Annotated in this window: 19 protein-coding genes and 1 pseudogene; 16 read left to right on the forward strand and 4 right to left on the reverse strand. The window is 34.5% G+C overall.

All coding sequences use genetic code 11. The features are described 5' to 3' along the window. Positions 1-250 precede the first annotated feature (250 nt). The 9 genes from HNP90_RS00010 (at position 251) to HNP90_RS00050 (ending at position 10802) form a co-directional block, all read left to right on the forward strand. On the forward strand, positions 251-1336 hold the full coding sequence (locus HNP90_RS00010; RefSeq protein WP_011976824.1) for a class I SAM-dependent methyltransferase: 1086 nt from the start codon (positions 251-253) through the stop codon (positions 1334-1336). Between the two features lie 139 nt (positions 1337-1475). Then, a complete protein-coding gene (locus HNP90_RS00015) occupies positions 1476-2558 on the forward strand; it encodes a methyltransferase family protein (RefSeq protein WP_011976825.1) in 1083 nt (360 codons plus the stop codon). A 146-nt stretch (positions 2559-2704) separates the two neighbouring features. Next, entirely contained in the window at positions 2705-3826 is a 1122-nt protein-coding gene (locus HNP90_RS00020) for an iron ABC transporter substrate-binding protein (protein ID WP_011976826.1), read from the forward strand. Positions 3827-3973: 147 nt separating this feature from the next. Further along, a complete protein-coding gene (locus HNP90_RS00025) occupies positions 3974-5098 on the forward strand; it encodes an iron ABC transporter substrate-binding protein (protein ID WP_048060409.1) in 1125 nt (374 codons plus the stop codon). Positions 5099-5247: 149 nt separating this feature from the next. Continuing rightward, a complete protein-coding gene (locus tag HNP90_RS00030) occupies positions 5248-6375 on the forward strand; it encodes an iron ABC transporter substrate-binding protein (RefSeq protein WP_011976828.1) in 1128 nt (375 codons plus the stop codon). A 110-nt stretch (positions 6376-6485) separates the two neighbouring features. Then, positions 6486-7607 carry an iron ABC transporter substrate-binding protein gene (locus tag HNP90_RS00035; protein WP_011976829.1) on the forward strand — a complete coding sequence of 374 codons (1122 nt, stop codon included), beginning with the start codon at positions 6486-6488 and terminating at the stop codon, positions 7605-7607. Positions 7608-7742: 135 nt separating this feature from the next. Beyond that, the gene (locus HNP90_RS00040) at positions 7743-8870 is read left to right on the forward strand and encodes an iron ABC transporter substrate-binding protein (protein ID WP_011976830.1); all 1128 of its coding nucleotides are present in this window, start codon (positions 7743-7745) and stop codon (positions 8868-8870) included. A 106-nt stretch (positions 8871-8976) separates the two neighbouring features. Beyond that, positions 8977-10023, forward strand: a complete 1047-nt coding sequence (locus HNP90_RS00045; protein WP_011976831.1) for a FecCD family ABC transporter permease — start codon at positions 8977-8979, stop codon at positions 10021-10023. 17 nt (positions 10024-10040) lie between these two features. Next, complete coding sequence (locus HNP90_RS00050; RefSeq protein WP_011976832.1) at positions 10041-10802, forward strand: ABC transporter ATP-binding protein; 762 nt, start codon at positions 10041-10043, stop codon at positions 10800-10802. Here HNP90_RS00050 and HNP90_RS00055 read toward each other — a convergent pair whose 3' ends face one another. Then, on the reverse strand, positions 10803-11330 hold the full coding sequence (locus tag HNP90_RS00055; RefSeq protein ID WP_011976833.1) for a GNAT family N-acetyltransferase: 528 nt from the start codon (positions 11328-11330) through the stop codon (positions 10803-10805). It abuts the gene before it with no gap. Positions 11331-11447: 117 nt separating this feature from the next. Between HNP90_RS00055 and hycI the strand changes: the two genes are divergently transcribed. Genes hycI through fucA form a run of 3 tightly spaced genes read left to right on the forward strand, consistent with a single transcriptional unit; the run spans position 11448 to position 14650 of the window. Then, positions 11448-11987, forward strand: a complete 540-nt coding sequence (hycI, locus tag HNP90_RS00060) for a hydrogenase maturation peptidase HycI (protein ID WP_011976834.1) — start codon at positions 11448-11450, stop codon at positions 11985-11987. 12 nt (positions 11988-11999) lie between these two features. Continuing rightward, positions 12000-14078, forward strand: coding sequence for an ATP-dependent protease LonB (gene lonB, locus HNP90_RS00065; RefSeq protein ID WP_011976835.1), 2079 nt, complete (start codon positions 12000-12002; stop codon positions 14076-14078). Between the two features lie 29 nt (positions 14079-14107). Further along, the gene (gene fucA, locus HNP90_RS00070; protein ID WP_011976836.1) at positions 14108-14650 is read left to right on the forward strand and encodes an L-fuculose phosphate aldolase; all 543 of its coding nucleotides are present in this window, start codon (positions 14108-14110) and stop codon (positions 14648-14650) included. A 60-nt stretch (positions 14651-14710) separates the two neighbouring features. Here fucA and HNP90_RS00075 read toward each other — a convergent pair whose 3' ends face one another. The 3 genes from HNP90_RS00075 to HNP90_RS00085 all read right to left on the reverse strand — a co-directional run bounded on the left by HNP90_RS00075 (position 14711) and on the right by HNP90_RS00085 (position 16371). Then, a complete protein-coding gene (locus HNP90_RS00075; protein WP_011868172.1) occupies positions 14711-14986 on the reverse strand; it encodes a UPF0147 family protein in 276 nt (91 codons plus the stop codon). Between the two features lie 145 nt (positions 14987-15131). Then, on the reverse strand, positions 15132-15851 hold the full coding sequence (rpiA, locus tag HNP90_RS00080; RefSeq protein ID WP_011976837.1) for a ribose-5-phosphate isomerase RpiA: 720 nt from the start codon (positions 15849-15851) through the stop codon (positions 15132-15134). Between the two features lie 67 nt (positions 15852-15918). Further along, positions 15919-16371 carry an FKBP-type peptidyl-prolyl cis-trans isomerase gene (locus tag HNP90_RS00085; RefSeq protein WP_011976838.1) on the reverse strand — a complete coding sequence of 151 codons (453 nt, stop codon included), beginning with the start codon at positions 16369-16371 and terminating at the stop codon, positions 15919-15921. 190 nt (positions 16372-16561) lie between these two features. Here HNP90_RS00085 and mch point away from each other — a divergent pair, with 190 nt between their 5' ends. The 4 genes and pseudogenes from mch to HNP90_RS09365 all read left to right on the forward strand — a co-directional run. Further along, positions 16562-17533, forward strand: coding sequence for a methenyltetrahydromethanopterin cyclohydrolase (gene mch / locus HNP90_RS00090; RefSeq protein WP_011976839.1), 972 nt, complete (start codon positions 16562-16564; stop codon positions 17531-17533). 96 nt (positions 17534-17629) lie between these two features. Continuing rightward, positions 17630-18745 carry a radical SAM protein gene (locus HNP90_RS00095; RefSeq protein ID WP_011976840.1) on the forward strand — a complete coding sequence of 372 codons (1116 nt, stop codon included), beginning with the start codon at positions 17630-17632 and terminating at the stop codon, positions 18743-18745. A 626-nt stretch (positions 18746-19371) separates the two neighbouring features. After that, positions 19372-23910, forward strand: a complete 4539-nt coding sequence (locus tag HNP90_RS00100) for a zinc ribbon domain-containing protein (protein WP_011976841.1) — start codon at positions 19372-19374, stop codon at positions 23908-23910. Between the two features lie 58 nt (positions 23911-23968). Next, a pseudogene (locus HNP90_RS09365) lies at positions 23969-24383 on the forward strand (surface protein, anchor region); the annotation flags it as partial.

Genomic DNA, 24383 nt, shown 5'->3' on the forward strand with positions numbered 1-24383 from the left:
CCTCCTGCAAAAGATATGGATGGTCGAAAAAAACGACTTGATGCAATTGAAAGCGGAGAACTACAAGGTTACGACTGGTGGTTCTGCTACACTGACTTAAAAGAATAATTCTTTTTTTATTTTTTAACCTAGATTATGTTTAATAATTTAAATATATAGTTTTGTATGATTTTTATAAAATTAGTGTGAATAATTATATATATTTGTTTTAAGCTATTTTTAAAAAATATTTTCAAAACTGGTGATTTTTTTGACTACGGAAAAATATCAAAATTCATTTCCACTTCCCGATGAAAGCCCTGAAAAAATCGATAAAATAATGAGTGATGCGTATTTTGGAGCGCAGAAATTTTACTTACTAAAAACTGCACTCGAATTAAAAATATTCGATTATTTGTCTGATCCAAAAACCTCCGAAGAATTATCCTCAATTTTAGATCTAGATCCTGTTTTAACTGAATTGATGTTAAAATCACTTTATGAACTTGGAATTATTTCAATTGCTTCAAAAAATGGGGAAACTCACTACATTAATACAAATGGAAGTGATAATTACTTAAAAACAGATTCAAAATATTCAAAAGCCCCGTCAATTTCTGCTTCATTTAACAGTATGGATAGATGGGTAAAGTTATCCGAAATAATGGGCAGCTCTAAAAGCGAAATTATGGAAAATGTATTTTTCCCAGAAATTATTAAAAGAATGGCAAACGATGCCAAATGTTGGGAGCTTCAAAAAACTGTTGAATATGTATCCAAATTTTCAGAATTTAAATCTGCAAAAAAACTCCTCGATATTGCTGGAGGCCATGGGCTCTATGGAATAAGTCTTGGAATGCTAAATGAAAATTTAGATGCATTTGTTTTTGATTTACCTGAAGTTACAGTCGAAACCAAAAAATTCATAGAAAAATACAATGCTAAAAACGTTGATACCGTACAGGGAAATTTCTTTACAGATGAATTTGGAGAAAACTACGACGTAGTTTTTAGTTCGTATAATCCTGGCGGAAAAAATCCAAAAGTTGCTGAAAAAGTATATCGGGCCCTGAATTTAGGGGGAATATTCGTTACAAAACAGGCATTTCCAAAATTATCCTCGCAAAGTACGTCAGATAACTTAAATAACATGGAATGGAACTTTAGCAGTTTTAACGCTACCGGAAAAGGACTTGTAAGATATACATTTGATACAGACCTTACTTTTGAAGAGTATGTTTCATATCTTGAAGAGCTAGGATTTGAAATTCTCGAAACTAAACCGGTGTATGAATTAATCGAATTTAGCGAAGAAATGTTTCCAAACAACATTATTGTCGCAAAAAAAATTAAATAATTCTTTTTATTTTTTTAACTAAAATATATTTAATAATTTAAATATATAATTTAGTATGATTTTTATGAAATTAGTATGAATAGATATATATATCCGTTTTAATCTATTTTTAAAAAACATAACAAAACGGGTGATTTTTTTGACTACTAAAAACTATCAAAATTCATTCCCACTTCCCGATGAAAGCCCTGAAAAAATCGATAAAATAATGAGTGAAACATATTTTGGAGCCCAAAAATTCTACCTTTTAACAACTGCACTCGAATTAAAAATATTCGATTATTTGACTGAAGCAAAAACCTCTGAAGAATTATCCTCGATTTTAGATCTAGATCCTGTTTTAACCGAATTGATGTTAAAATCACTTTATGAACTTGGAATTATTTCAGTAGCTTCAAAAAATGGCAAAACCCACTACATCAATACAACTGCAAGTGATACTTATTTAAAAATGGATTCAACGTACTCAAAAAGCATTTCAATCTCCGCTTCATTTAAAAGTATTGGCATGTGGGTGAATTTATCCGAAATGATGAAGAGTTCTAAACAAAACGTTGTAGAAAACGTATTTTTCCCAGAACTAATTAAAATAATGGCAAATGACTGTAAAGTTTGGGAACTTCAAAAAACCGTAGAATATATCTACAAATTTCCAGAATTTAAAACTGCAAAAAAACTTCTCGATATTGCTGGAGGCCATGGGCTCTATGCAATAAGCCTTGGAATGCTAAATGAAAATTTAGATGGATTTGTTTTTGATATACCCCCAGTTACATTCGAAACCAAAAAATTCATAGAAAAATACAATGCTAAAAACGTTAACACGATACCGGGAAATCTCTTTACAGATAATATTGGAGAAAACTACGACGTAGTTTTTAATTCGTATAATCCTGGCGGAAAAAATCCAAAAGTTGCTGAAAAGATATATAATTCATTAAACATGGGAGGACTCTATATTATAAAACAGATATATCAAAAAGAAACTCATGATGTAGAAGATACCCTAAATAATATGGAATGGAACTTTAACAGCTTTAACGGCAATGGAAAAGGAACTTTAAGGTACACTTTTGAACAAGACCTTGATTTTGAAGGTTATCTCTCGCATTTAGAAACATTAGGATTTGAAATTCTCGAAACTAAGTCGGTTTCTGAAATATCCGATTTCGATGAAGAGTTAACTCCAAGTATAATTACAGTTGCTAAAAAAATTAAATAATTCTTTTTTGTTTTTAAATACTATTTTTTTTAAATTTTAACCAATAACTCATATCATATCGAAAATTTTATGTATTAATTATTACATGTAGTTTAAAAGTATGATAAATACTAATTTTTAGAACACTTATATATTAAGGTGGAAAATTGCAAAAAACTGGAATTTTAGCCATTATTTTATCGCTTATGATGGCAATTGGATTTTCAGGATGTGTTGACAACACTGCTGACTCTTCAAACGAAGTTGCCAAAACTGTTGAAATTGTAGACATGGTTGGAAGAACTGTTGAAGTTCCTGCAGACATTCAAAGAATTGTATGTTCTGGACCAGGATGTCTTAGACTTGTAACTTACCTTCAGGCACAGGATAAGGTTGTCGGTGTTGAATCTATAGAGCAGGCAGATACCTCAGGAATACCCTACCAACTTGCAAATGTTGAATTTTTCCAATCACTACCCATGACTGGAGCAGGCGGTGGAAAAGAAATCGGTGTTGGACCTTACCCCGAACAGGTAATAAGTGCAGCTCCAGAAGTTATCTTTATTACGTACATGGAAGCAGATAGGGCTAACGACCTTCAAACACAATACGGAATTCCTGTTGTAGTCTTAACTTATGGTGATGTTAACTCATTCCATGATGAAAACTTCGTTGCTTGTTTAAACTTACTTGGAACACTCTTCCAAAAAGAAGAAAGAGCTCAAGAAGTAATTGATTTCTTTGCAGATGCTGAAAACGACCTTTTAACAAGAACTGAAAATATTGCAGATGAAAATAAACCTTCAGTATATATTGGAGGACTCTGTAACAAAGGTTCCCATGGAATTGACAGTACTTCAAGTAACTACGCTCCTTTCGCAGCATTAAATGCTAATAACATTGCTAGCGTCCTTGGAGTAGAAAAATCAGTATTCATAAGTAAAGAACAGCTTTTAGAATGGAATCCTGATATCATATTCATTGATACCGGAAGCTATGAACTGATAAAAGAAGACTATGATAAAAATTCAGAATACTACGAATCCCTTGGCGCATTTGAAAATGGAAACGTGTACACACAGTTCCCATACAACTACTACACTACAAACTACGGTACTGCATTAGCTGATGCTTACTATATCGGAAAAACCGTTTACCCCGAACAGTTTGCTGATATAAATGTAGAAGAAAAAGCTGATGAAATATACGAATTTTTAGTTGGCGAAGCTGTTTACGATAAAATGGCTGAAGGCTACTGCGGATTTGAAAAGTTAGACTTTTCAAACTAATGCATCCTCTTTTTTCTTTTTTTTAACTGAATTTTATGATTTTTTTGTAATATTTTAATCGAAAAATATATGTATCAATTATTACATGTATTTTAAAAGTATGATATTTATCATATTTTTAGAACATTGATAATATTGGGTGAAATTTTGAAAAAATTAGGGGTATTATCGGCCTTGATTTCGTTGATGATTGCACTTAGCTTTTCAGGATGTGTTGATAACACTGCTGAATCCTCAGGCGAAGTTGCTAAAACTGTTGAAATTGTAGATATGGTTGGAAGAACTGTTGAAGTTCCTGCAGATATCCAAAGAATTGTATGTTCTGGACCAGGATGTCTTAGACTTGTAACTTATCTACAAGCACAAGACAAACTTGTAGGTATCGAATCCACAGAACAGAATAATATATCTGGAAGACCATATCAACTTGCAAATGTTGAATTCTTCCAATCACTACCTATGACCGGACTTGGTGGTGGAAAAGAAATCGGTGTTGGACCATACCCTGAACAGGTTATATGTGCAGCTCCGGAAGTTATTTTTATTACTTACATGGATGCAGATAGAGCTAACGACCTTCAGGAACAGTACGGAATTCCTGTTGTAATCTTAAATTATGGTGAAGTTAACTCATTCCATGATGAAGACTTCGTTGGTTGTTTAAACTTACTTGGAACACTCTTCCAAAAAGAAGAAAGAACTCAAGATGTAATCGATTTCTTTGCAGATGCTGAAAACGACCTTTTAACAAGAACTGAAAATATTGCAGATGAAGATAAACCTTCAGTATATATTGGAGGGCTCTGTGCAAAAGGTGCTCATGGAATTGACAGTACGTCAAGTAACTACGCTCCTTTCGCTGCATTAAATGCAAATAACGTTGCTAGCTCCCTGGGAATAGAAAAACAATTATTCATAAGTAAAGAACAGCTTTTAGAATGGAATCCTGATATCATATTCATTGATACTGGAAGTTACTCATTGATAAAAGAAGACTACGATAAAAGTTCAGAATACTACGAATCACTTGGTGCATTTGAAAATGGAAAAGTGTACACGCAGTTCCCATACAACTCCTACACTACAAACTACGGTACTGCATTGGCTGATGCTTACTATATCGGAAAAACAGTATACCCTGAACAGTTCTCCGATATAAATATCGAAGAAAAAGCTGATGAAATATACGAATTCTTAGTTGGCGAAGCTGTTTACGATAAAATGACTGAAAGCTACTGTGGATTTGAAAACTTGGACTTTTCGAGCCAATAAATTCTTTTTTCTTTTTTTACTGAATTTTACCTGCTATCAACAACACTATTCAAGATAGGTTTCATTTTAATAAAATAATATAGATTAGATCGAAACCATTATGTAACAACAATACCTCATTTTTAGAAAGTATTGATTCAGGTGGTATATTGAATAAAAAAATAGGTACGTTGATTATTGCTTTTTTGATGATTCTAACAGTTGCAATCTGCGGTTGTACTGACTCATCAAGTAGCGCTACAGAAACTAATGAAAACACAAATACAATTACAGTTGTTGACGCTGCTGGAAGAACCGTTGAGGTCCCTAAAAATCCAGAAAAAATAATTGCATTACGTGGTGCATCAAGAGAAGTTGTTTACCTTCGAGCACAGGATAAAATTATAGGTATCGAATTTAGGGAAGGTTCATTGAAAGGTGATGGAATTTATCCTTCAGCGTTTCAAATTCCACATATTGCTGCATATCCGGAATTAATAAATTTAACAGTTGTTACCGCAGGTAGCACAATTAACTTTGAAGAAATTACAAAAATTCAACCGGATATAATATTTATGGGAACTAGTGGTGCATTATATGCCGACGATACTCAGAAGAAAACAGGCATTCCGGTTGTTATCGTTCACGTTAATGCAGTTGGAACTGAAGCTGAACATGAAAAGTACTATGAAACTTTACGACTAATGGGTGAAATTTTAGGAAAAGAAGAAAGAGCTGAAGAATTAATCTCGATAATTGAAGAATATGAAACTGATCTTGCAAATAGGGTAGCAGATATTCCTGACGAAGAAAGACCTACTGTTTACATTGCAGGAAGGCCCTACTGTGGAGCTCACGGTCTTGATGGAACTGACGCACAATGGATCCCATTTAGACTCATAAATGCCAATAACATAGCTTCAGGATTATCGAATATTAGTGAAGGACTTACAATAAACAAAGAACAGCTCCTTGAATGGGATCCAGAATACATTTTCGCAAGTGAAGCTTCAATGCGTTTTATAAATAATGATTTAAGCGATTCTGCATATCAAGGATTGAGCGCAATTAAAAATGGAAATGTCTACGGAGTTTTACCATACTGCTGGTATTCGTACAATAAAGATTCGGGAATTGCGGATGCTTATTTTATTGGTAAAACCATATACCCTGAACAGTTTTCAGATATCGATCCGGAAGCGAAAGCTGATGAGATATACGAAAAATTCCTTGGAAAGCCAGTTTATTCAGCAATGGAAACCCAGTTTGGCGGATATATTGAATTAACAAATAATTAAATCCTCTTACTATTTTTTTAAAAAAATTTATTTTTAGTAATACTATATCGAAAATTTTATGTAACAATGATACCAAATTTTTTTTGGAATATATTAATTCAGGTGGTATATTGAATAAAAAAATAATATCTGTTATATTGGCACTTATGATGTCGCTTGTTGTCGCATTTTCCGGATGTATTGGAAGTAGCGAATCAAGCGCGTCTGAAGTTGCCGACACTATTGAAATTGTAGACCTGCTTGGAAGAACTGTTGAAGTTCCAGCCGACGTTCAAAAAATCGTCTGTTCTGGACCAGGCTGTTTAAGATTGATTTGTTACCTCGATGCGACTGAATATTTGGTCGGTATTGAAGGATTTGAAAATACAAATCTTATTGGAAGACCATACAGGCTTGCACATGATGAATTCTCAGAACTTGCAGTAATTGGAAACGGGGGCCCACAAGATATCAACGTTGGACCAGACCCTGAAAAAGTACTAAATGTAATGCCAGATGTTATATTCATAACATACATGGACGCAGATAAAGCTGACGAACTTCAAGAAAAAACAGGAATTCCGGTTGTAGTATTAAGTTACGGTGCACTTGGAAACTTCAAAAATGATGCAATATTTGACTCACTGACACTTTCCGGAGAAATCCTTGGAAAAGAAGAAAGAGCAGAAGAAGTAATTTCATTTATGACTGGAATTCAGGACGATCTAGATGAAAGAACTGCTGAAATTCCTGATGAAGAAAAACCAACGATTTACGTTGGAGCAATAGGTAATAAAGGTGTTCACGGAATCGACAGCACTGAAGGTGCATATCCCCCATTTGAAGCATTGAACACTGAAAACGTTGCAAAAGTTGCATCCACTGAACACTTATTCCTAAGCAAAGAACAAATACTTGAATGGGATCCAGAATTCATCTTTATCGATGAAGGGGGACTCTCACTCGTATATGAAGACTACGAAAAAAACCCGGAATACTACGAATCTCTTGATGCATTTAAAAATGGAAATGTTTACGGAATATTACCATTTAACTACTATACAACAAACCTTGATACTGCAATGGCAGATTCATATTATATTGGATCAATTCTTTATCCTGAAGCATTTTCGGATGTAAATCCAGAAGCAAAGGCTGATGAAATATACGAATTTTTAGTTGGCGAAGCTGTTTACTATAAAATGGCTGAAAATTTTGAGGGATTTAAAAAATTAGACTTATTAAATCAGTAAGTATGCTGCTTGAGTTTTGTAATACATTTAATAATATTTATTTTTGATATTTGGCACATTATCGTTAAATAATCGAAAATTATATGTATTAATAATACTTATCTTTAAAAAATATTACAAAACTCAGGTGGTATTTTGTATAAAAAAATAGGTACGTTAATTATTGCTTCCTTGATGATTTTAACAGTCGCAACCTGCGGTTGTACTGAATCTACAAGTAGCACTACAGTAACTAATGAAGAAATAACTACAATTACAGTTGTTGATGCTGCTGGAAGAACCGTTGAGGTTCCACAAAATCCAGAAAAAATAATTGCACTAAGTTGTGCATTAAGAGAAGTCGTTTACCTTCAATCACAAGATAAAGTTGTAGGTATCGAATTTAGGGAAGCTGCAAAAAAAACTGATGGAACTTTCCCGTCAGGTTTAGAGCTCCCATATCTTGCCGCATATCCGGAATTAATGAATTTGACTGTTGTTAACGCAGGAAACACAGTTAACGTTGAAGAAATTGCAAAACTTCAACCTGATGTGATATTTGTTGGAACTTCGGGTGCAGGTAGTGCAGAAGATATTCAAGCAAAAACAGGAATTCCTGTTGTCATTGTTTACGTTGCTACAGTTGGAACTGAAGCTCAAAACGAAAAGTACTATGAAACTTTAGAGTTAATGGGTAAAGTTTTAGGAAAAGAAGACAGAGCTGAAGAATTAATCTCAATAATCAAAGAATATGAAGCGGACCTTGCGAACAGAGTAGCAGACATTCCAGATGAAGAAAGACCTACCGTTTACGTTGCAGGAAGGCCTTACATGGGAGTTCACGGTCTTGATGGAACTGACCCACACTGGCCTTCATTTGAACTCTTGAATGCCAATAACGTAGCTTCAGAAGTATCAGATGTCAGTGAAGGAATTTCAATAAACAAAGAACAACTCATTGAATGGGATCCAGAATACATTTTCGCAAGTGAATCTTCAATGAGTCTAATAAATGACGATTTAAACGATCCTGCATACCAAGGATTGAGTGCAGTTCAGAATGGAAACATCTACGGAGTTTTACCATACTGCTGGTATTCATTTAATAAAGAAACAGGAATTGCAAACGCTTATTTCGTTGGTAAAACCATATATCCTGAACAGTTTGAGGATATAAATATAGAAGAAAAAGCTGATGAAATATACGAAAAATTCCTTGGAAAACCAGTTTATTCAGTACTAGAAACCCAGTTTCCAGGATATACCAAACTAACCAATAACTAATTTTCATACTATTTTTTTAAAAATTTATTTTTTGATAAGATTAATTAGTTATTTATATGTTAAAATAATACTTATTTGATAAGTTTATTACCAAAGCAGGGATAATGTGGAAAGTTCTGTTAATGATTACAAAAAATATACTTTGAAAAAACTGATATTTGGTTTTGTACTGATTATCGCCTTAATCATAATATCAATTTATGCACTATGTACTGGAGATTTTCATTTATCGATCAACCAAATTATAAATGCACTACTCGGTTCTGGAGATGCTGCTTCAAACCTCGTTATATGGAATATTAGGCTTCCAAGAATATTTGCTGCAATTCTCTGTGGAATCGGACTATCGGTTTCCGGTGCAGTAATGCAGTGTGTTTTAAGAAACCCGCTCGCATCCCCGTTTACCATGGGTATTTCTCACGGGGCAATGTTTGGAGCATGTGTTGCAATAATTACACTTGGAATAGGTGGTGCTGAAAGTACCGGGCATATCGCAATAAACAACCCTTATTCAATAACTGTATTTGCATTCTTTGGTTCATTGCTTGGTGTTTGTGCAGTATTACTACTTGCCAGATTAAAGGGATTAAGTCCTGAAGCAATGATTCTTGCAGGGGTTGCAATATCCTCATTATTTACTGCTGCAACCACACTTATACAGTACTTTGCAGATGATATGCAGTTAGCTGCAATGGTTTACTGGTCATTTGGTGACCTTGGAAGACCCCTCTGGCCAGAAGTAAAAATCATGGCGTTTGTAGCAGTTGTTTCGCTTATTTACTTCATACATAAAAGATGGGACTATAACGCTCTTGAAAGCGGTGAAGAAACTGCAAAATCCCTTGGTGTTAATACTGATAAAATAAGATTATCCGGAATGCTTGTTGCATCCCTAGTAACTTCAGTTTGTGTTGCATTCTTGGGAATTATTGGATTTGTTGGATTAATATGTCCGCACATCGTAAGAATAACTGTTGGGGGAGATTACAGATACTTAATTCCATTATGTAGTATCTTTGGTGCAGTACTGGTACTTTTAGCAGATACATTTGCACGTACAATAATGTCCCCAATAATTCTCCCAGTAGGGATCTTAACATCATTTTTGGGAGCTCCGATGTTCCTTTACTTATTAATGAAGATGTATAAATGATTAATCCTGGTGAAAACATGATAGTTTCAGTAGATGGAGTTGAGTTCAAATATAAAAGTACTGAAATCTTAAAAGACGTTAAATTTGAAGTAAAAAAAGGAGAAGTCGTTTCAATCCTTGGAATAAACGGGGCCGGAAAGTCAACCCTTATAAAATGCATAAATAAAATCTTACCTCCAAAAAAAGGAACCATAACTATTGAAAATTTAGATGTAAATAAAATGGACAGGCTTGACTTGGCAAAAAAGGTAGGTTACGTTCCGCAGAGATCCAATGGAAACTACATGACTGTATTTGATGCGTTACTCTTGGGAAGAAAACCACATATTAAGTGGGAAATCTCAAAAAAAGACATTGAAATTACAGAAAACGTGCTTAAACTTCTCGATCTCGATAAATATGCACTCAGAAACACGAATGAACTCAGCGGCGGAGAACTTCAAAAAGTAATTATTGGAAGGGCGCTAGTTCAAGAACCAAAATTAATACTTCTTGATGAACCAACAAACAATCTCGACCTGAAAAACCAGCTTGAAGTTATGAGAATACTAAAAGATGTATCAATTTCTCAAAATATTACTTCAATCATCGTGATGCACGATATAAACCTTGCACTGAGATATTCCGATAAATTTCTGATGTTAAAAGATGGGAAAATCTTTGCTGAAGGCGGAAAAGAAATAATCAATTCACAAAACCTTATGGAAGTATACGGTGTAAACACGCATATACATGACTTAAATGGTCAATTAACCGTAGTTCCTGGAGAAGGGTATTAATTAAATATATTTTCTCATTAAAATGCCATCTGAACATTCATCATCTTCAAAAAATTCTTTTATTCTACTTATCTCTTTAAAACCATTTTTTTCGTAAAGTTTGATCGCATCATTCCATTTTTCCGAAACCGTTAGGATCATGCTTGAAATTTTATACTTTTTTGTAATTCTTTTAATTAATTCAGTAAAAAGCAAATTTCCGTATCCTTTTTTCCGGTGTTCTTTTAAAACTCCGATTGATGATACGTATAGTTCCGATCCATTGCTATTGTGAACTTTTTTAATATCATGATCTAAATCAAACATTTTTTCGTCGATATTTTCAAGATATTCCCAGATTTCAGAAGAAATGTATCCTGAAACCTTGGAATTAACTTCTAAAACTAAAAAACCATCCGAAAACGTGAGTATCCGATTTAAAAAAGCATTTCTACTTTCAGAAATACCCTCATCAAATGAATCATATTCTATGTTCATTATCTCATTAATATCATTTTTTCTAGCGTTTCTGATGACTACTTTTTCCAAAAAAAACACCTTAAATCAGATTATTTCTTAAACAAAACGCAGTTTTTATATAGTACTGTAATCAATTATCTAGTATATATAGAAGAGATAAACCCCCAAATAAAATTGGTGAGATTTTTGGAAACCGTCCAAAGTACTATTAAATCATTTATCAAAAACAGCAACAAAATTGCAATACTTGGTATTGGAAACTATTTAAAAAGTGATGATGGATTTGGCGTTTATGTCGTTGAATCCTTACTTAAAAATTATTCTAAAACTTATGAAAGTTTATCATTGGAAAAGGAAGTAAATTCTGTAAATAACAAATTAATTCTGATGAATTGTGGCGTAGTTCCAGAAAATTTCACAGATGTAATTAAAAAGGAAAATCCGGACAAAATCATAATGATTGATGCTGCGTTAATGCATCAAGAACCCGGAAGTTTAAGAATTGTGGAAAGTGACGAAATTTCAGAAACAGGATTTTCAACTCACTCACTCCCGCTATCAATTATAATCAAATACATTAATACACATATTGATACAGAAATATTAATTGTAGGAATAGAACCAACCGATCTTGAATTTGGTGTGCCACTATCTGGACTAATAAAAGAAAAAGCAGATGAATTTTCAAAATTATTAATTGAAGAAATTAATTCTTTTTTATTATAAAACAGGTGAATTATGTTTTCAGTACAATTTAACACGACTGATGAATTACCAGAACCATCCCCTAACTTAATTAATCAGGTTATCGGACAGGATGACGCGGTCAAAATAGTATTGAGTGCTGTAAAAAATAAAAGACATGCATTACTACTTGGAGATCCGGGTGTTGGTAAATCTATGATGGTAAAAGCTTTTGGTCAGCTTTTAGAACATTCAAGCGATTTTAAACCATACTCTTTAATTGCGCGACCCAATATGAAAAATTCGGAAAAACCGATAATCGACTTGATTGAGGGCCATTTAATAGAAGAAACGATGCAGATAGAAAGTCCAAAATTAATGAGGCAACCTCCAAGCATATTTACACTATTACTTGGAATTATTGTCTCTTCACTGGTATTGAGCTACATATTAAATGGATTGTCTGATCCTTCATCCAAATTCGCAGTAATTGCGGCAATCTCTGTAATTGGCTCCCTTTTAGTATTTTTAATACTATTTCTAAATATTTTTGGAGCTACAAAAGCTTCTATGCCAAATACAGTAAGCCCTGCAGATATAAAACCTGTGGTGCTCTACGAATGCAAAAAAAGGCCACTTGTAAGGGCAAGTGCGTACAACACTACAAAATTACTTGGAGACATTAAACACTGCCCACTAGGTGGAAAACCCCCAATTGGAACACCGCCCCACAAAAGAGTAATTCTCGGAGCAATACATGAAGCACACAAGGGTATTCTCTACGTTGATGAAATTAAAACCATGCCTGTTGATGTTCAGGATTACATCTTAACTGCACTTCAGGACAAACAACTTGCAATAAGTGGTAGAAATCCAAATTCGAGTGGAGCTTCAGTTGAAACCAACCCGATACCATGTGATTTAACATTGATAATGTCTGGAAACATGGACGATGCGAGTAATCTAAGAGCACCATTGCTTGATAGAATTGACTATAAAGTTGTGTTGAAAAATAAAATGGATAATAATCAGGAAAATAGAGATAAATTACTCCAATTTATTGTACAGGAAATTAAAAACAATAATTTAAGACCTATGACTTATGAAGCATGCTGTGAAATCGTTAAAATGGCGCAGTTGCTTTCAGGATCAAAAAACAAACTTACATTGAGATTAAGACAGGTCTCAAACATTATCAAAATGGCAAACGATATTGCAACAGGCAAAGAACTCTCCGAAAGCATTGAAGAAATGTCAGAAGAATCAGCCCCTGAAGTAAATGTAAAATCAGTTGAAAAACCAGTAGAAAAGAAAAACACTCAAAAAATTATGAAAGTTGTTGGAAAATTCAAACCTAAAAAAACTGAAGATACAACACCTAAAAAAACCGTTTCAAAAGCCCCAGTTCTTGAAAAGAAAGATGAAACAGTAATTGATCTTGAACATATCAATGAAATTGTAAGTACTGGAATATATAGCATGACCAAACAGGTTGCAATTGATTATTTGAAAAATTTCAAAAGATATAAAAATATCGTTTCAAATGACGTTCCAAAAATTGGAGTAATTCATGGACTTGCAGTTTTGGGTGCAGACGGGCTTGGAGATGTTACAAAAATTATTACAAAAATTGTAAAATCAAAACACCCTCGAACAAACCTTCTAAATATCAGCGGGGACCTTGCAAAACACAGCATTACTCTTGCTTCAGCACTATCTAAAAAACTTGTCTCAGATGGGACCTTAAGTATTGCAAAAGCTAAAGAAGAACTTAAAAAAGAAGATCTCGATTTAGCAGAACATGACATTTACATCCAGTTCAGCCAATCGTACTCGAAAATTGATGGGGACTCTGCAACTGCCGCTGCATGTTTAAGCATTATCTCAGCACTATTAAATATTCCATTAAAACAGGATTTCTGTATAACTGGAAGCCTTGATTTAAACGGGGAAATTCTTGCGATCGGCGGTGTTAACGAAAAAATAAATGCTGCTAAAGAATACGGGTTTAAAAGAGTAATTATCCCAAAATCAAACTTTGATGATGTTATAGACCCGGAAAGAATCGAAGTAATTGCAGTTACCCGGCTTGAAGAAATAATTCCTTTAGCATTTGAATTAAATAACTTATAATTAATTTTCCCTATCTTTCCGGTGATTTTATGGATCTAATTAACTTTATCAAAATATGTCATTTACTATACGATAGAAAATACGTCGTTGGTTCGGGTGGAAATGTAAGCATTCGAGATGGAAATCATATTTATATCACACCAACTGGCTCAATTTTAGGATTTTTAAATGAAGAAGACGTCTGTATTGTTGATTTGAATGGAAACATCATAAAAGGAAAACCTACATCAGAATTGAATATGCATTTAAAAATATATCAAAACAAAGATTGTGTAAATGCAATAGTTCACACTCATTCAATGTACTGTACTGCATTTTCTGCACTGGATAAAAAGCTGGAATTATTTACTCCTGAAGCTGAAATTGTTGTTAAAAAAATAGCATACGTTGACTATTCCCCATGTGGAAGTTTGGAACTTGCAGAAAATGTTTCATCATGTGTTGAAGATTCAATTATTTTAAAAAACCATGGAATAGTTACCGTTGGAAAAGATATAACTGAAGCTTACGTAAAAACTGAAGTCTTAGAAGAAATAGCTCAGCTAAATTATATAATAAATAATTTAAAATAAAATCTCTTTTAAAATTTCAAAAAAGTTTAAATTTAAAATTTATTTAAATTAATTTTTTAGTTAATTTTTAATTGTTTCTAGTTCACTTACAATTCCCCATATCTGGGTTCTTGTGTGAATAGGCATGTTTGGGTCTTCGCTAATATCATCTAAATACTGAATTGCAGTTGCACTTCTTACAATTAATTCCTGTTCTTCATTGTGTAGTGCATTTTTTGCGTTATCTGCTGCTGCACGAATGTTTCTTGGAACTGTTGTATCTTCTACGATTTCTTCGAGCATTGATGAAATATTTCTAAGTTTATCTGTTGGAGATAATTTTTTGGCGCTAAACATGGGTTCACCTCATTGGCCGTGTTTTAAATAAAAAAGAACTGTAAATTCAACTATTGCATAATATGATTAAATGATATCATATTTAAAGATTAAGGTCATTATTTTTGAAATTGAAATAAAAAGAGTTTTTTGGTAAAAAATCCCGTTATTTCTTGAGTATTTCTACTTTTTTGGAAGTTCCAACAAGTACTTTATCACATTTACTAAATACTCCGTTCTCTAAAACTCCAGGAATATTGTTTAACATGATTTCAGTTTCTTCTGCATCTTCAATACTCATGAATACATCAATAATCATGTTTCCACTGTCTGTAATTACGGGACCCATTTTTCCAGAACCTGATCTGATTGCAGGTGCGGTGTTAAGTTTTAAAAGTTTGTTTAAAACTGTAGAATATGCAAATGGAATTACTTCTAAAGGTACTGGAGTTTTATCCCCCAATGAATCTACTAATTTTCCCTCATCTGCTAAAACGATGAATTCTTTTGCATAGTAGTCCACAATTTTTTCCATTGTGTGACATCCGCCGCCGCCTTTTATGAGTGCAAGGGTACTTTTACAGACTTCATCTGCACCATCTATTGCAAGGTCAATTTCCCCACACTGATCAAGTGAAATCAAAGGAATTCCAGCGGTGCTTGCAACCATTCTTGAATCAAAAGATGTAGGTACTCCGTAAATGTATAATTCTTCTTCAACAATCCTTTTTCCAAGTTCCTGAATGAAAAGATTTGCTGTTGAGCCTGAACCAAGTCCCACAACCATTTCGTCTTTTACAAGTTTTGCAGCCTGTTTTGCAACTTTTAACTTCAACGAATCGGAATCTGTGGGCACTTCATCGTTAGCTTTTTTAGTCCTAGCCATAAAAATCACCAAAAATACTTAAAAATGCAATATATTGAAAAAAGATATGTTTTGTTAAGTAGTAAAATTAAAGTTTTTCTACAATTTTTATTGTAAATTTTAATGTTTCTCCAGCTAATTCGTGGTTGAAGTCAAGAGCTACATCTTCATCAGTAACTTCCAAAATTACCGCAGGTTCGTCACCAGCAACAATTACCATTCCTTCTTCAGGTTCAAAGTCTGCTTCATCGAATGCTTCGATTGGAACTCTTTCGATTAATGATTCGTCCCTAAATCCGTATCCTTTTTCAGGAGGGATTATAACTGTTACTTCTTCTCCAACTTTGAGGCCTAAAACTGCTTCTTCAAAACCTTGGATTAACTGTCCTTCCCCAACAGTAAATTCCAAAGGCATGTATGGCCTTCCCTCTTCAAAGATTCCTTCTTCTTTAGCAACAGCTTCTACTGAGGTATCGAAAACTTCCCCTTCTTCAAATCTGCCGGTGTAATCTACCTTTATTGTATCTCCTTTGGTAATCAAAAAAATCAACTCCTACTTCATGTGTGACTATCAATCAAATAATCAATATAATATATATATCTTATTATCAGCCCGAGTTATACACTAACTTTGTAAATCGGTCTTTTTAAGGGCATTTTTTTAAATCAAATCAAAAGTTATAAAAATTAAAAAATATCTAAAAAAATTAGAATATAAAAAAGGTGGAACAGTGCTTAGTGTAAATTTAGCTTCATTACCAATTGTTGAAGATATGATCAACAGAAAAGAAGAATTAAACCTTGAAGTAATTACATTAGAAAACGGAGCTACAGTGCTTGACTGTGGTGTAAACGTAATGGGTAGCTTTGAAGCAGGTAAATTATTTACTAAAATCTGTCTCGGCGGACTTGCACACGTTGGAATAAGCATTTCAGGATCCCTTGATAACAAACTCGTTTTACCCTGCGTAAAAATTAAAACCTCACACCCTGCAATTGCAACACTCGGTTCACAAAAAGCTGGATGGAGCGTAAGTGTTGGTAAATACTTCGCAATGGGTTCAGGACCTGCAAGAGCATTAGCAATGATGCCAAAAGCAACCTACGAAGAAATTGACTACAGAGACGAAGCAGATATTGCAATTCTTTGTTTAGAATCTTCACAACTCCCTGATGAAAACGTTGCTGACCACGTTGCTGAAAAATGTGGTGTAGATGTTTCAAAAGTTTACTTACTCGTTGCTCCAACAGCTTCAATGGTAGGGGCAGTTCAAATCAGCGGTAGAGTTGTAGAAAACGGAACTTACAAAATGTTAGAAGCTCTTCACTTTGATGTAAGAAAAGTTAAATTTGCAGCAGGCATTGCTCCAGTTGCTCCAGTAATCGGAGACGACTTGAAAATGATGGGCGCTACAAACGATATGGTTCTCTACGGAGGTAGAACCTACTACTACGTTAAAAGCGACGAAGGGGACGACATTGAAAAATTATGCAAATCCTTACCATCCTGTTCCGCTGAAACTTACGGAAAACCATTCTTAGAAGTATTCAAAGAAGCAAACTACGATTTCTACAAAATTGACAAAGGAATGTTTGCTCCAGCAGTTGTTACAATCAACGACCTTAGAACCGGAAAATTAATGTCATACGGTGAAACAAACGTTGAAGTACTTAAAAAATCATTAAAATTCAGCCAATTATAAATTAACATAGCATATAAATACTAAATTTTAATACTATTTTTTAAAATATTATTCAAAATTTACAAGATCAAAATTACCGTTTTTTAAGGTGTTTTTATGGATTTATCAAATTTAAATGAGAAGGATATGGCTTTGGGCTGTAAATACTGTATAAAAGGAGAAAAACTGGTTTTATATATTACAGGACTCTGTGAAGAATCCTGCTATTACTGCCCGCTTTCAGAAAAAAGAAAAAAAAAGGACGTAATTTTTGCAAATGAAAAGCAGATCAATTCAATTGAAGAAGCAGTTGAAGAAGCACATCTTTGCGGAAGTAAAGGCGTTGGGATAACTGGTGGAAACCCGCTTTTAAAAATTGAAAGAACGGTTGAATATTTAAAAGCTTTGAAGGAAGAATTTGGAAATGATTTCCACGCACATCTATACACCACACCAAAGTTTGTCAGTGAAGAGAATTTAACATTATTGAATGAAGCGGGACTTGATGAAATCAGACTGCATTCAACAAGATTATTCAATGATTTTGAACATTTTGATAAATTGGACTTTTTAAACAAATTAAAACTCTGTAAAGGTTATATCAAAGATGTTGGTGTAGAAATTCCGGGAATTCCAAATTTTGAAAAAGAAATTTTAGATCTGGCTTTTGACATTGATAAAATTGGTGTAAAATTCTTAAATATTAATGAACTTGAATATTCTGAAACAAACTACCAAGCTTTAACGGATAGAGGATTTTCTGAAAAAGACGATACAACTTCAAGAATTTCTGGAAGCTTTGAAACTGCAAAATATGTTATTGATAATTTTAAAGGAAAATTACTAATTCATTTCTGCCCATCTTCGTTAAAAGACAGCGTTCAAATGAAAAACCGACTAATAAATCGTGCGAGAAACGTTGCAAAACCTTACGAAGAAATTACGGAAGAAGGTCTTTTATTAAAAGGAATTATTAATTTTAAAAATTTAACTGATGTTTCAGAAGTAATTGAAATTCTAAAAGAAAATGATGTAGAATTTGAGCTTTTAGAAGATAGATTATTCTTAAATCCCGAAATTTTAGAAGATTTAATCGATCAATTAAAGGAAAATAACTTTGATTTTAAATTCAGTGCATATATATCGGAATATTACCCTACATCAGACAAATTTGAAGTCGAAAGAATTCCCCTTGTTATAAAAAAACCTAATTTAAAATTAAAGAAAAAATAAGCATTAGTTTTTTTAATAATACATTTTTAAAAGATATTTATTAAAAATACCTGATTTTATTCATATTTAATTGGTTTTTCCAAGAAAATTTCGTTTTTTAAACTCGATTTTAAACGCTTAAAAACATTTAAATCCCGATTATTTAAGATTAATTTTATATTATAAATCTTATAACTGGGGTTATTACATTAAATCTTAGTTTATAAGTTTAATCATTAAATTGAAATTATACAACATTTGAATTTAACTTTAAATTTAAATTTTAAGTTTAATCTTTTAATTATCAATTATTATATCTTTATTTTAAAAATGGTAATTTCGAAAGGTTTAAAAAGTTTATTTAACATAGATTTGATCGGGGAAATTGAAGAGGGGCGCATAATATGCCATAAAAATTTCATCGTAAAGGGCGTAATATATCACAATAAAATTTGAGACATTGTTTAGGGGAAATATTAAAGTATTTGACTGGAATTTTGTGACCAGTTTTGGAAATAAAGATATTTTGAAAACATGCTAAAATTTGGGGAAATTTTAGTTTTCAAAGGATTATTCAAAACTTGTTTAGGGGACACTCCATATATTGGTCATTTAAATACATCTAATATAAAACCAGGGGTGGTTTTGTGAATAAAAAATCAGGACAAGCACTATTCTTGGTACTTGTTATGGTTCTCTCAAACATGGGAGGGGTTATGGGTATTGTGGATACCACTATAGGTACTTGCCCTTGTAATGGCGAAAGTGGTTCAGGTACTATAATCATAGACTGTAACTGTACTGATGATAGATGTTTTAACATTAGTTTTACTTCACCAGAATGCGCATCCACGTGGTGTGATGAAGTACCGATTACCGGAACAATCGTACCATGCGTTGATGATGAATTGGGATGTGCCGACTATATTAAAGTATATTATAAACAATTAGATACCGACTGCGAATGCTGTGAATGTTACTGCGAATGCGGTAATCCTGAAGCAGATGATGGAGAAGGATGGAGCGTTGTAGGTGTCGATGACACTTTAAACGGAAGCTGTCCTGCAGTATGGGGTTTAGACTGGCCTATCTGTTGTGAAACTGATGGCTGTTACGTATTAAGGGCAGTACTCTATGATGGCTGTGATATGCAAGTAGGATGCCCTTCAGAGCCTGTATTCATATGCTTTGATAAAGGGGTTGCTGTAAGTTTAGCACTTCCAGAATCACTTTCCTGCGGAGGAACTATTGCAGGATGTTTAAATGAATCCTGCGATTGCGTTGACTATATTTTAATAACTGCAAACTACACTGGAGAAGGCTCTTGTTTGAGGTGCCCTCAGGAAGATTGTATGCCTACAATGACATACATTGTCGATAGAGAAGACTTTGAAGAAGCAATGTGCTGCGACTATATCTTTGACGTATTATTTAACAACCTTTACTGCGGAGGATGCTACGAAATAACTGCTACACCTTACGCAGACTGCACCGATGACTGTACATATAATGGTGTACAGATAGGTGAAGAATATGTAGGATATCTCGAAATTATAAGAGAAGATGTATGCTTTGAAATAGAATGCCCTGCACCAGTTACACCAGAATGTGGTATGACACTTTGTGGGCCAATCACTTTTTCAGGTATATTAAATGATCCTTGTAATGCTGCACAGTGCATTGAATTTTATGCAGTAAAAACAGGAAACTTCACACTTTGTGACGGTGCATGTTGTGCACCAACATGCAATGCATGCGATGGGGAAGAAATTGTAACACTCGAGGTAGAAACCGAAGAGTTGGGTGAAAATATCTGTCCAAACTGCGGTGCAGAAATGGAACCTATTGTATGTGGTGCATGCGGTGGAATAGTTACAGGATATACCTGTCCAAACTGTGGATATCCATCAAATGAAGACACAGGAACAGGCGTTTCAGAATGTATCTGTGGACAGCCTGAAGACCACGATAACTACATTTGTAAATGTGCTTTATATGATATGGAATACCTTGGATGTACATATGCTACAATGCCAAACTGGACATTTACAACAAGCGAATTTTGTGATTTTGATTCAGGATGCTACGAAGTATACGCTGTAGTTGTAGACAAATGTGACTGCTACTACGAATACAGATACGACACCGTCGAGTTTGCATACTGCAACGAAAGAAACTTGACAATCGAACTTGAAGATTGCGTATGCGAAGGATGCTGGATGGGAAATAATTACTATAAAGTATATGACATTCAGAGTGGAACAGTTACTGCATTTGGTAATATAACAGTTCCAACTTGCTGGATAAATTACCCTGAATATGTAGCCCTCGAATATGACTTTGGACACAAAGTGTATGTCAATGACTTTAGATGCCCAACTTCATACATTGAATGGGACGATGAATGGAAAGATGCAAGCTGTACAGAAGGTTCGATAACATGGACCTACAATGGAGCATGCCTAACATCAGGAACCTGGGAAACTGACTGGTGTACTCCAGAAGATATTCAGGACGAAGAAGGAAGATACGTAAGAATAAGGGGTGTTGCAGTAGGAGGTTGTGGAGAATTTGAATCTGAACCTATTGGAACAAGCATTTACAACGACTTCGAGATTAATATATTTGATCCTTGCGAAGGAAATACGATATACAACGGTAAAGTCATAAGAGGTTTCGTCTGGATAGATACTGACTGTTGCGGCGGTTGGTGCTGGCCAGGATGTAATAATTGGCCAGATGCTGATGAAGTATGCCTGCCTGACCACGTAGACCTCTACTGGAGAGAATATGGTACCGAAAACTGGTTGCCAATGGACAGTGCATTTTTGAGCTGGGAAAACAGTGAACAGTACATTGACTTTACAGATTATGGAATAGATCCATTATATCCAAACTTACCGGATCTCTGCTGGTATGACAACTATGCATACTGGGATGTAACATGGACTTCATGCATGGTAAACTGTATAGATAATGGACATTACGAAATAAAAGCAGTAGTAGAACCATGTGAAAATGATGAATGTGGAACATTCGAACGTGCAGAATATGTAATGGATATTTATGTAGATGACACATCAGGTGTTACAATCTCAAAACCAATTGATGGACAAACCGTATGCGATAACTTCTGGGTATACGGTACAGCAGTCGGTGCTGGAGTTTCAAATGTAGACTTCTATGTATCTGAAGATAACGCATCTTGGATGCTTTACAAAGAAGATATCGATGTAAATGTAGAAGATGGAAGATGGAAAGCTCCGCTTAACACATGCTGCTTTGAAGATGGACCATTATACTTAAAAGCTGTAGTTACTGGCCCATGTGACCAGAGCGAAAGCAATGTAATGGTTAATGTAAACAATGCTATCGAAATCGATCTAACATGTCCTGACTGTTGCGTATACTACGTAACAGGAGATAAAGCACCTATAAGGGGAACTTTAACAGGATGTTCAGTAGATGAAAGAGTAGAAAGCGTAAAAGTATACTCCACAAGTCTCGGACTTATTGGGGAAGTACCTGCTGAAGATTTCAGATACATTGGTGACGGTACCTGGGAATGGGGACTTTGCTTTAACCCATGTGTATTGAATGGAGCATCAACACAAATATATGCTGAAGCAGAGTACTCTTGCGGAAATACATACACCACAATAACAACTGGATACGAATGCATGCAGCACGACCCAGATCTTGTAATACTAGAGATTACTGGTCCGGGAGCTGAATCTACAGTTGCAGGAACTGTTACAATAGAAGGTACTGTAGAATGTGCATGCTTAGACTACCTTGAATTTGAATACAGAGAAATATGCGAACCTACTGGCCTACCACTTGGAGACTGGACTTCATTCCCAGATGTCTCAACAATATACCTTCCTACAACATGTGACTGCGATGGTATGATCTGGACAATCGATCTCAATACTTGCGGAATGGACGGCCTTTATGAAATACAAGTTTCAGCATACGGCTGGCCATGTGAAGGCGCAATCGCATCAGACACAAGTATGATCGATGTGGACAATAATATAGGAATTACCCTAGACACTCCTGCAATAAACTCAGGAGTTAAAAACGGTACAATAGAAGTTGGAGGTACAGTTGAAAACTGCCCTGTAATCGATATTATCGAATTATGGTACATCGATGAAGGAATTTCAACCATGATTTCAGATGAAATTACTTGCAGTGATGGACTCTGGAGCTACATGTGGGATACCACAACATTAGAAGATGGATGCTACTGCCTCGTTGCTTACGCATTTGACGAAGATTGCGATAACATGGCTTCAACCAAAACAAGAGCAGTATGTATCAATAATAGTGGATTACCTCCATACTACGAAAACGAAACTCCTGAAATCGAAAGAGAGTGTGTATCAATAGTTACTGCATGCTATTTACCATGCACTACGCTATACATAACATTTAATGATACAGTAAGCATTAACGATTCTTACGATCCTGCAAGCCCATTAGATGGATTTGATATATCTGGTGGAAGCTTTGGAACAGGAGCTTGGATGGAAGAAGATAGCTCAAATGACCATAGACTTATAGTACACTTAGGTACCGGCCATACAATTGCTTCGGGAACAAGTGGAATATCAATCAAAGAAAACCAGACTGCAATACTTGGCCCACACGGCTTCCCAATAGTAGACTGCAGTGCATTATTAAAAGGAATTTCAGTACCTGAAAGTTCAGGAACATCAGAAAGTTCAGGAACAATCGAACTTGAAAACTTGAAAATGTTTTCAGTACCTGGAAAAGTAGATACTGAACAGATGATTATAGATGCAGGTATTACAGAAGGTTCCTTTGTAAAATACACTAACGGAAGATGGGAACAAGTTACGGAATTCAAACCATTAGAAGGTTACGTATACATCGGTAACTTTGAAGGAGATATGCCGATATACATAGAAGACTTATTACCTACAGATACCCCACCTGAAATACAATTAGCTTCAGGATGGAACTTAGTTGGTGTAAATACTTACGGTGGATCATTCGACACAGTAGCATGTGATGATTTCATTGGAAGTGCACCAATTAGCAAATTACTTGAATTCAGCTCCAGTGGATGGATAAAATTAACTGGATCCAGCCCACTTGTGCCAACTAATGCATATTGGGCATATGCTGACTCAAGCTGTGACTTTAGTGGACAGTAAATACTAATAATGGCTGAAAAATTAAAATTCAGCCATTCCTCTTCTTTGAGGTGTAAAGATGAAAAAAGTATATACATTACTATTAGTATTTGCACTTGTTTCCGGCTTGAATATGGCTTATGCAGATTCTGCTCCTAGCTTACCCCATACATTTTATGGGGATGTATCTATTAATGGACTTCCCGCAACGGGAACGTTACAAGTACTTGTAAACGGGGTAGAAAGTGGACAAGTGCAAGTTGATGATGGAGAGTTTGGTAAGGGATTATTTGATCTCAAACTAGTTGTTACAGGGACATCCGGGGACGAAATTACATTTTCATTTGAATCTGAAACTTATGCAATAAATCCATCTTATAATATATATCTTGTAGATTCAGCACAGTACGTTTCAGAAATTGACTTCGTGTCTGGAGGATATACTCAGGTATTATTAGAGTTCACAGGAACCGGAGACAGTGGAGATACTGGTG

Origin of the sequence: Methanococcus maripaludis, assembly GCF_013760955.1 — an archaeon.
GTDB classification, from domain to species: Archaea; AGJL01; Methanococci; order Methanococcales; family Methanococcaceae; genus Methanococcus; species Methanococcus maripaludis_A.

Bases quoted from the DNA above. Each gene is read 5' to 3' on its own strand.
- HNP90_RS00050 (WP_011976832.1), top strand. From the start codon at position 10,041: ATGATAGTTTCAGTAGATGGAGTTGAGTTCAAATATAAAAGTACTGAA.
- lonB (WP_011976835.1), top strand. From the start codon at position 12,000: ATGTTTTCAGTACAATTTAACACGACTGATGAATTACCAGAACCATCC.
- fucA (WP_011976836.1), top strand. From the start codon at position 14,108: ATGGATCTAATTAACTTTATCAAAATATGTCATTTACTATACGATAGA.
- HNP90_RS00075 (WP_011868172.1), bottom strand. From the start codon at position 14,986: ATGTTTAGCGCCAAAAAATTATCTCCAACAGATAAACTTAGAAATATT.
- rpiA (WP_011976837.1), bottom strand. From the start codon at position 15,851: ATGGCTAGGACTAAAAAAGCTAACGATGAAGTGCCCACAGATTCCGAT.
- HNP90_RS00095 (WP_011976840.1), top strand. From the start codon at position 17,630: ATGGATTTATCAAATTTAAATGAGAAGGATATGGCTTTGGGCTGTAAA.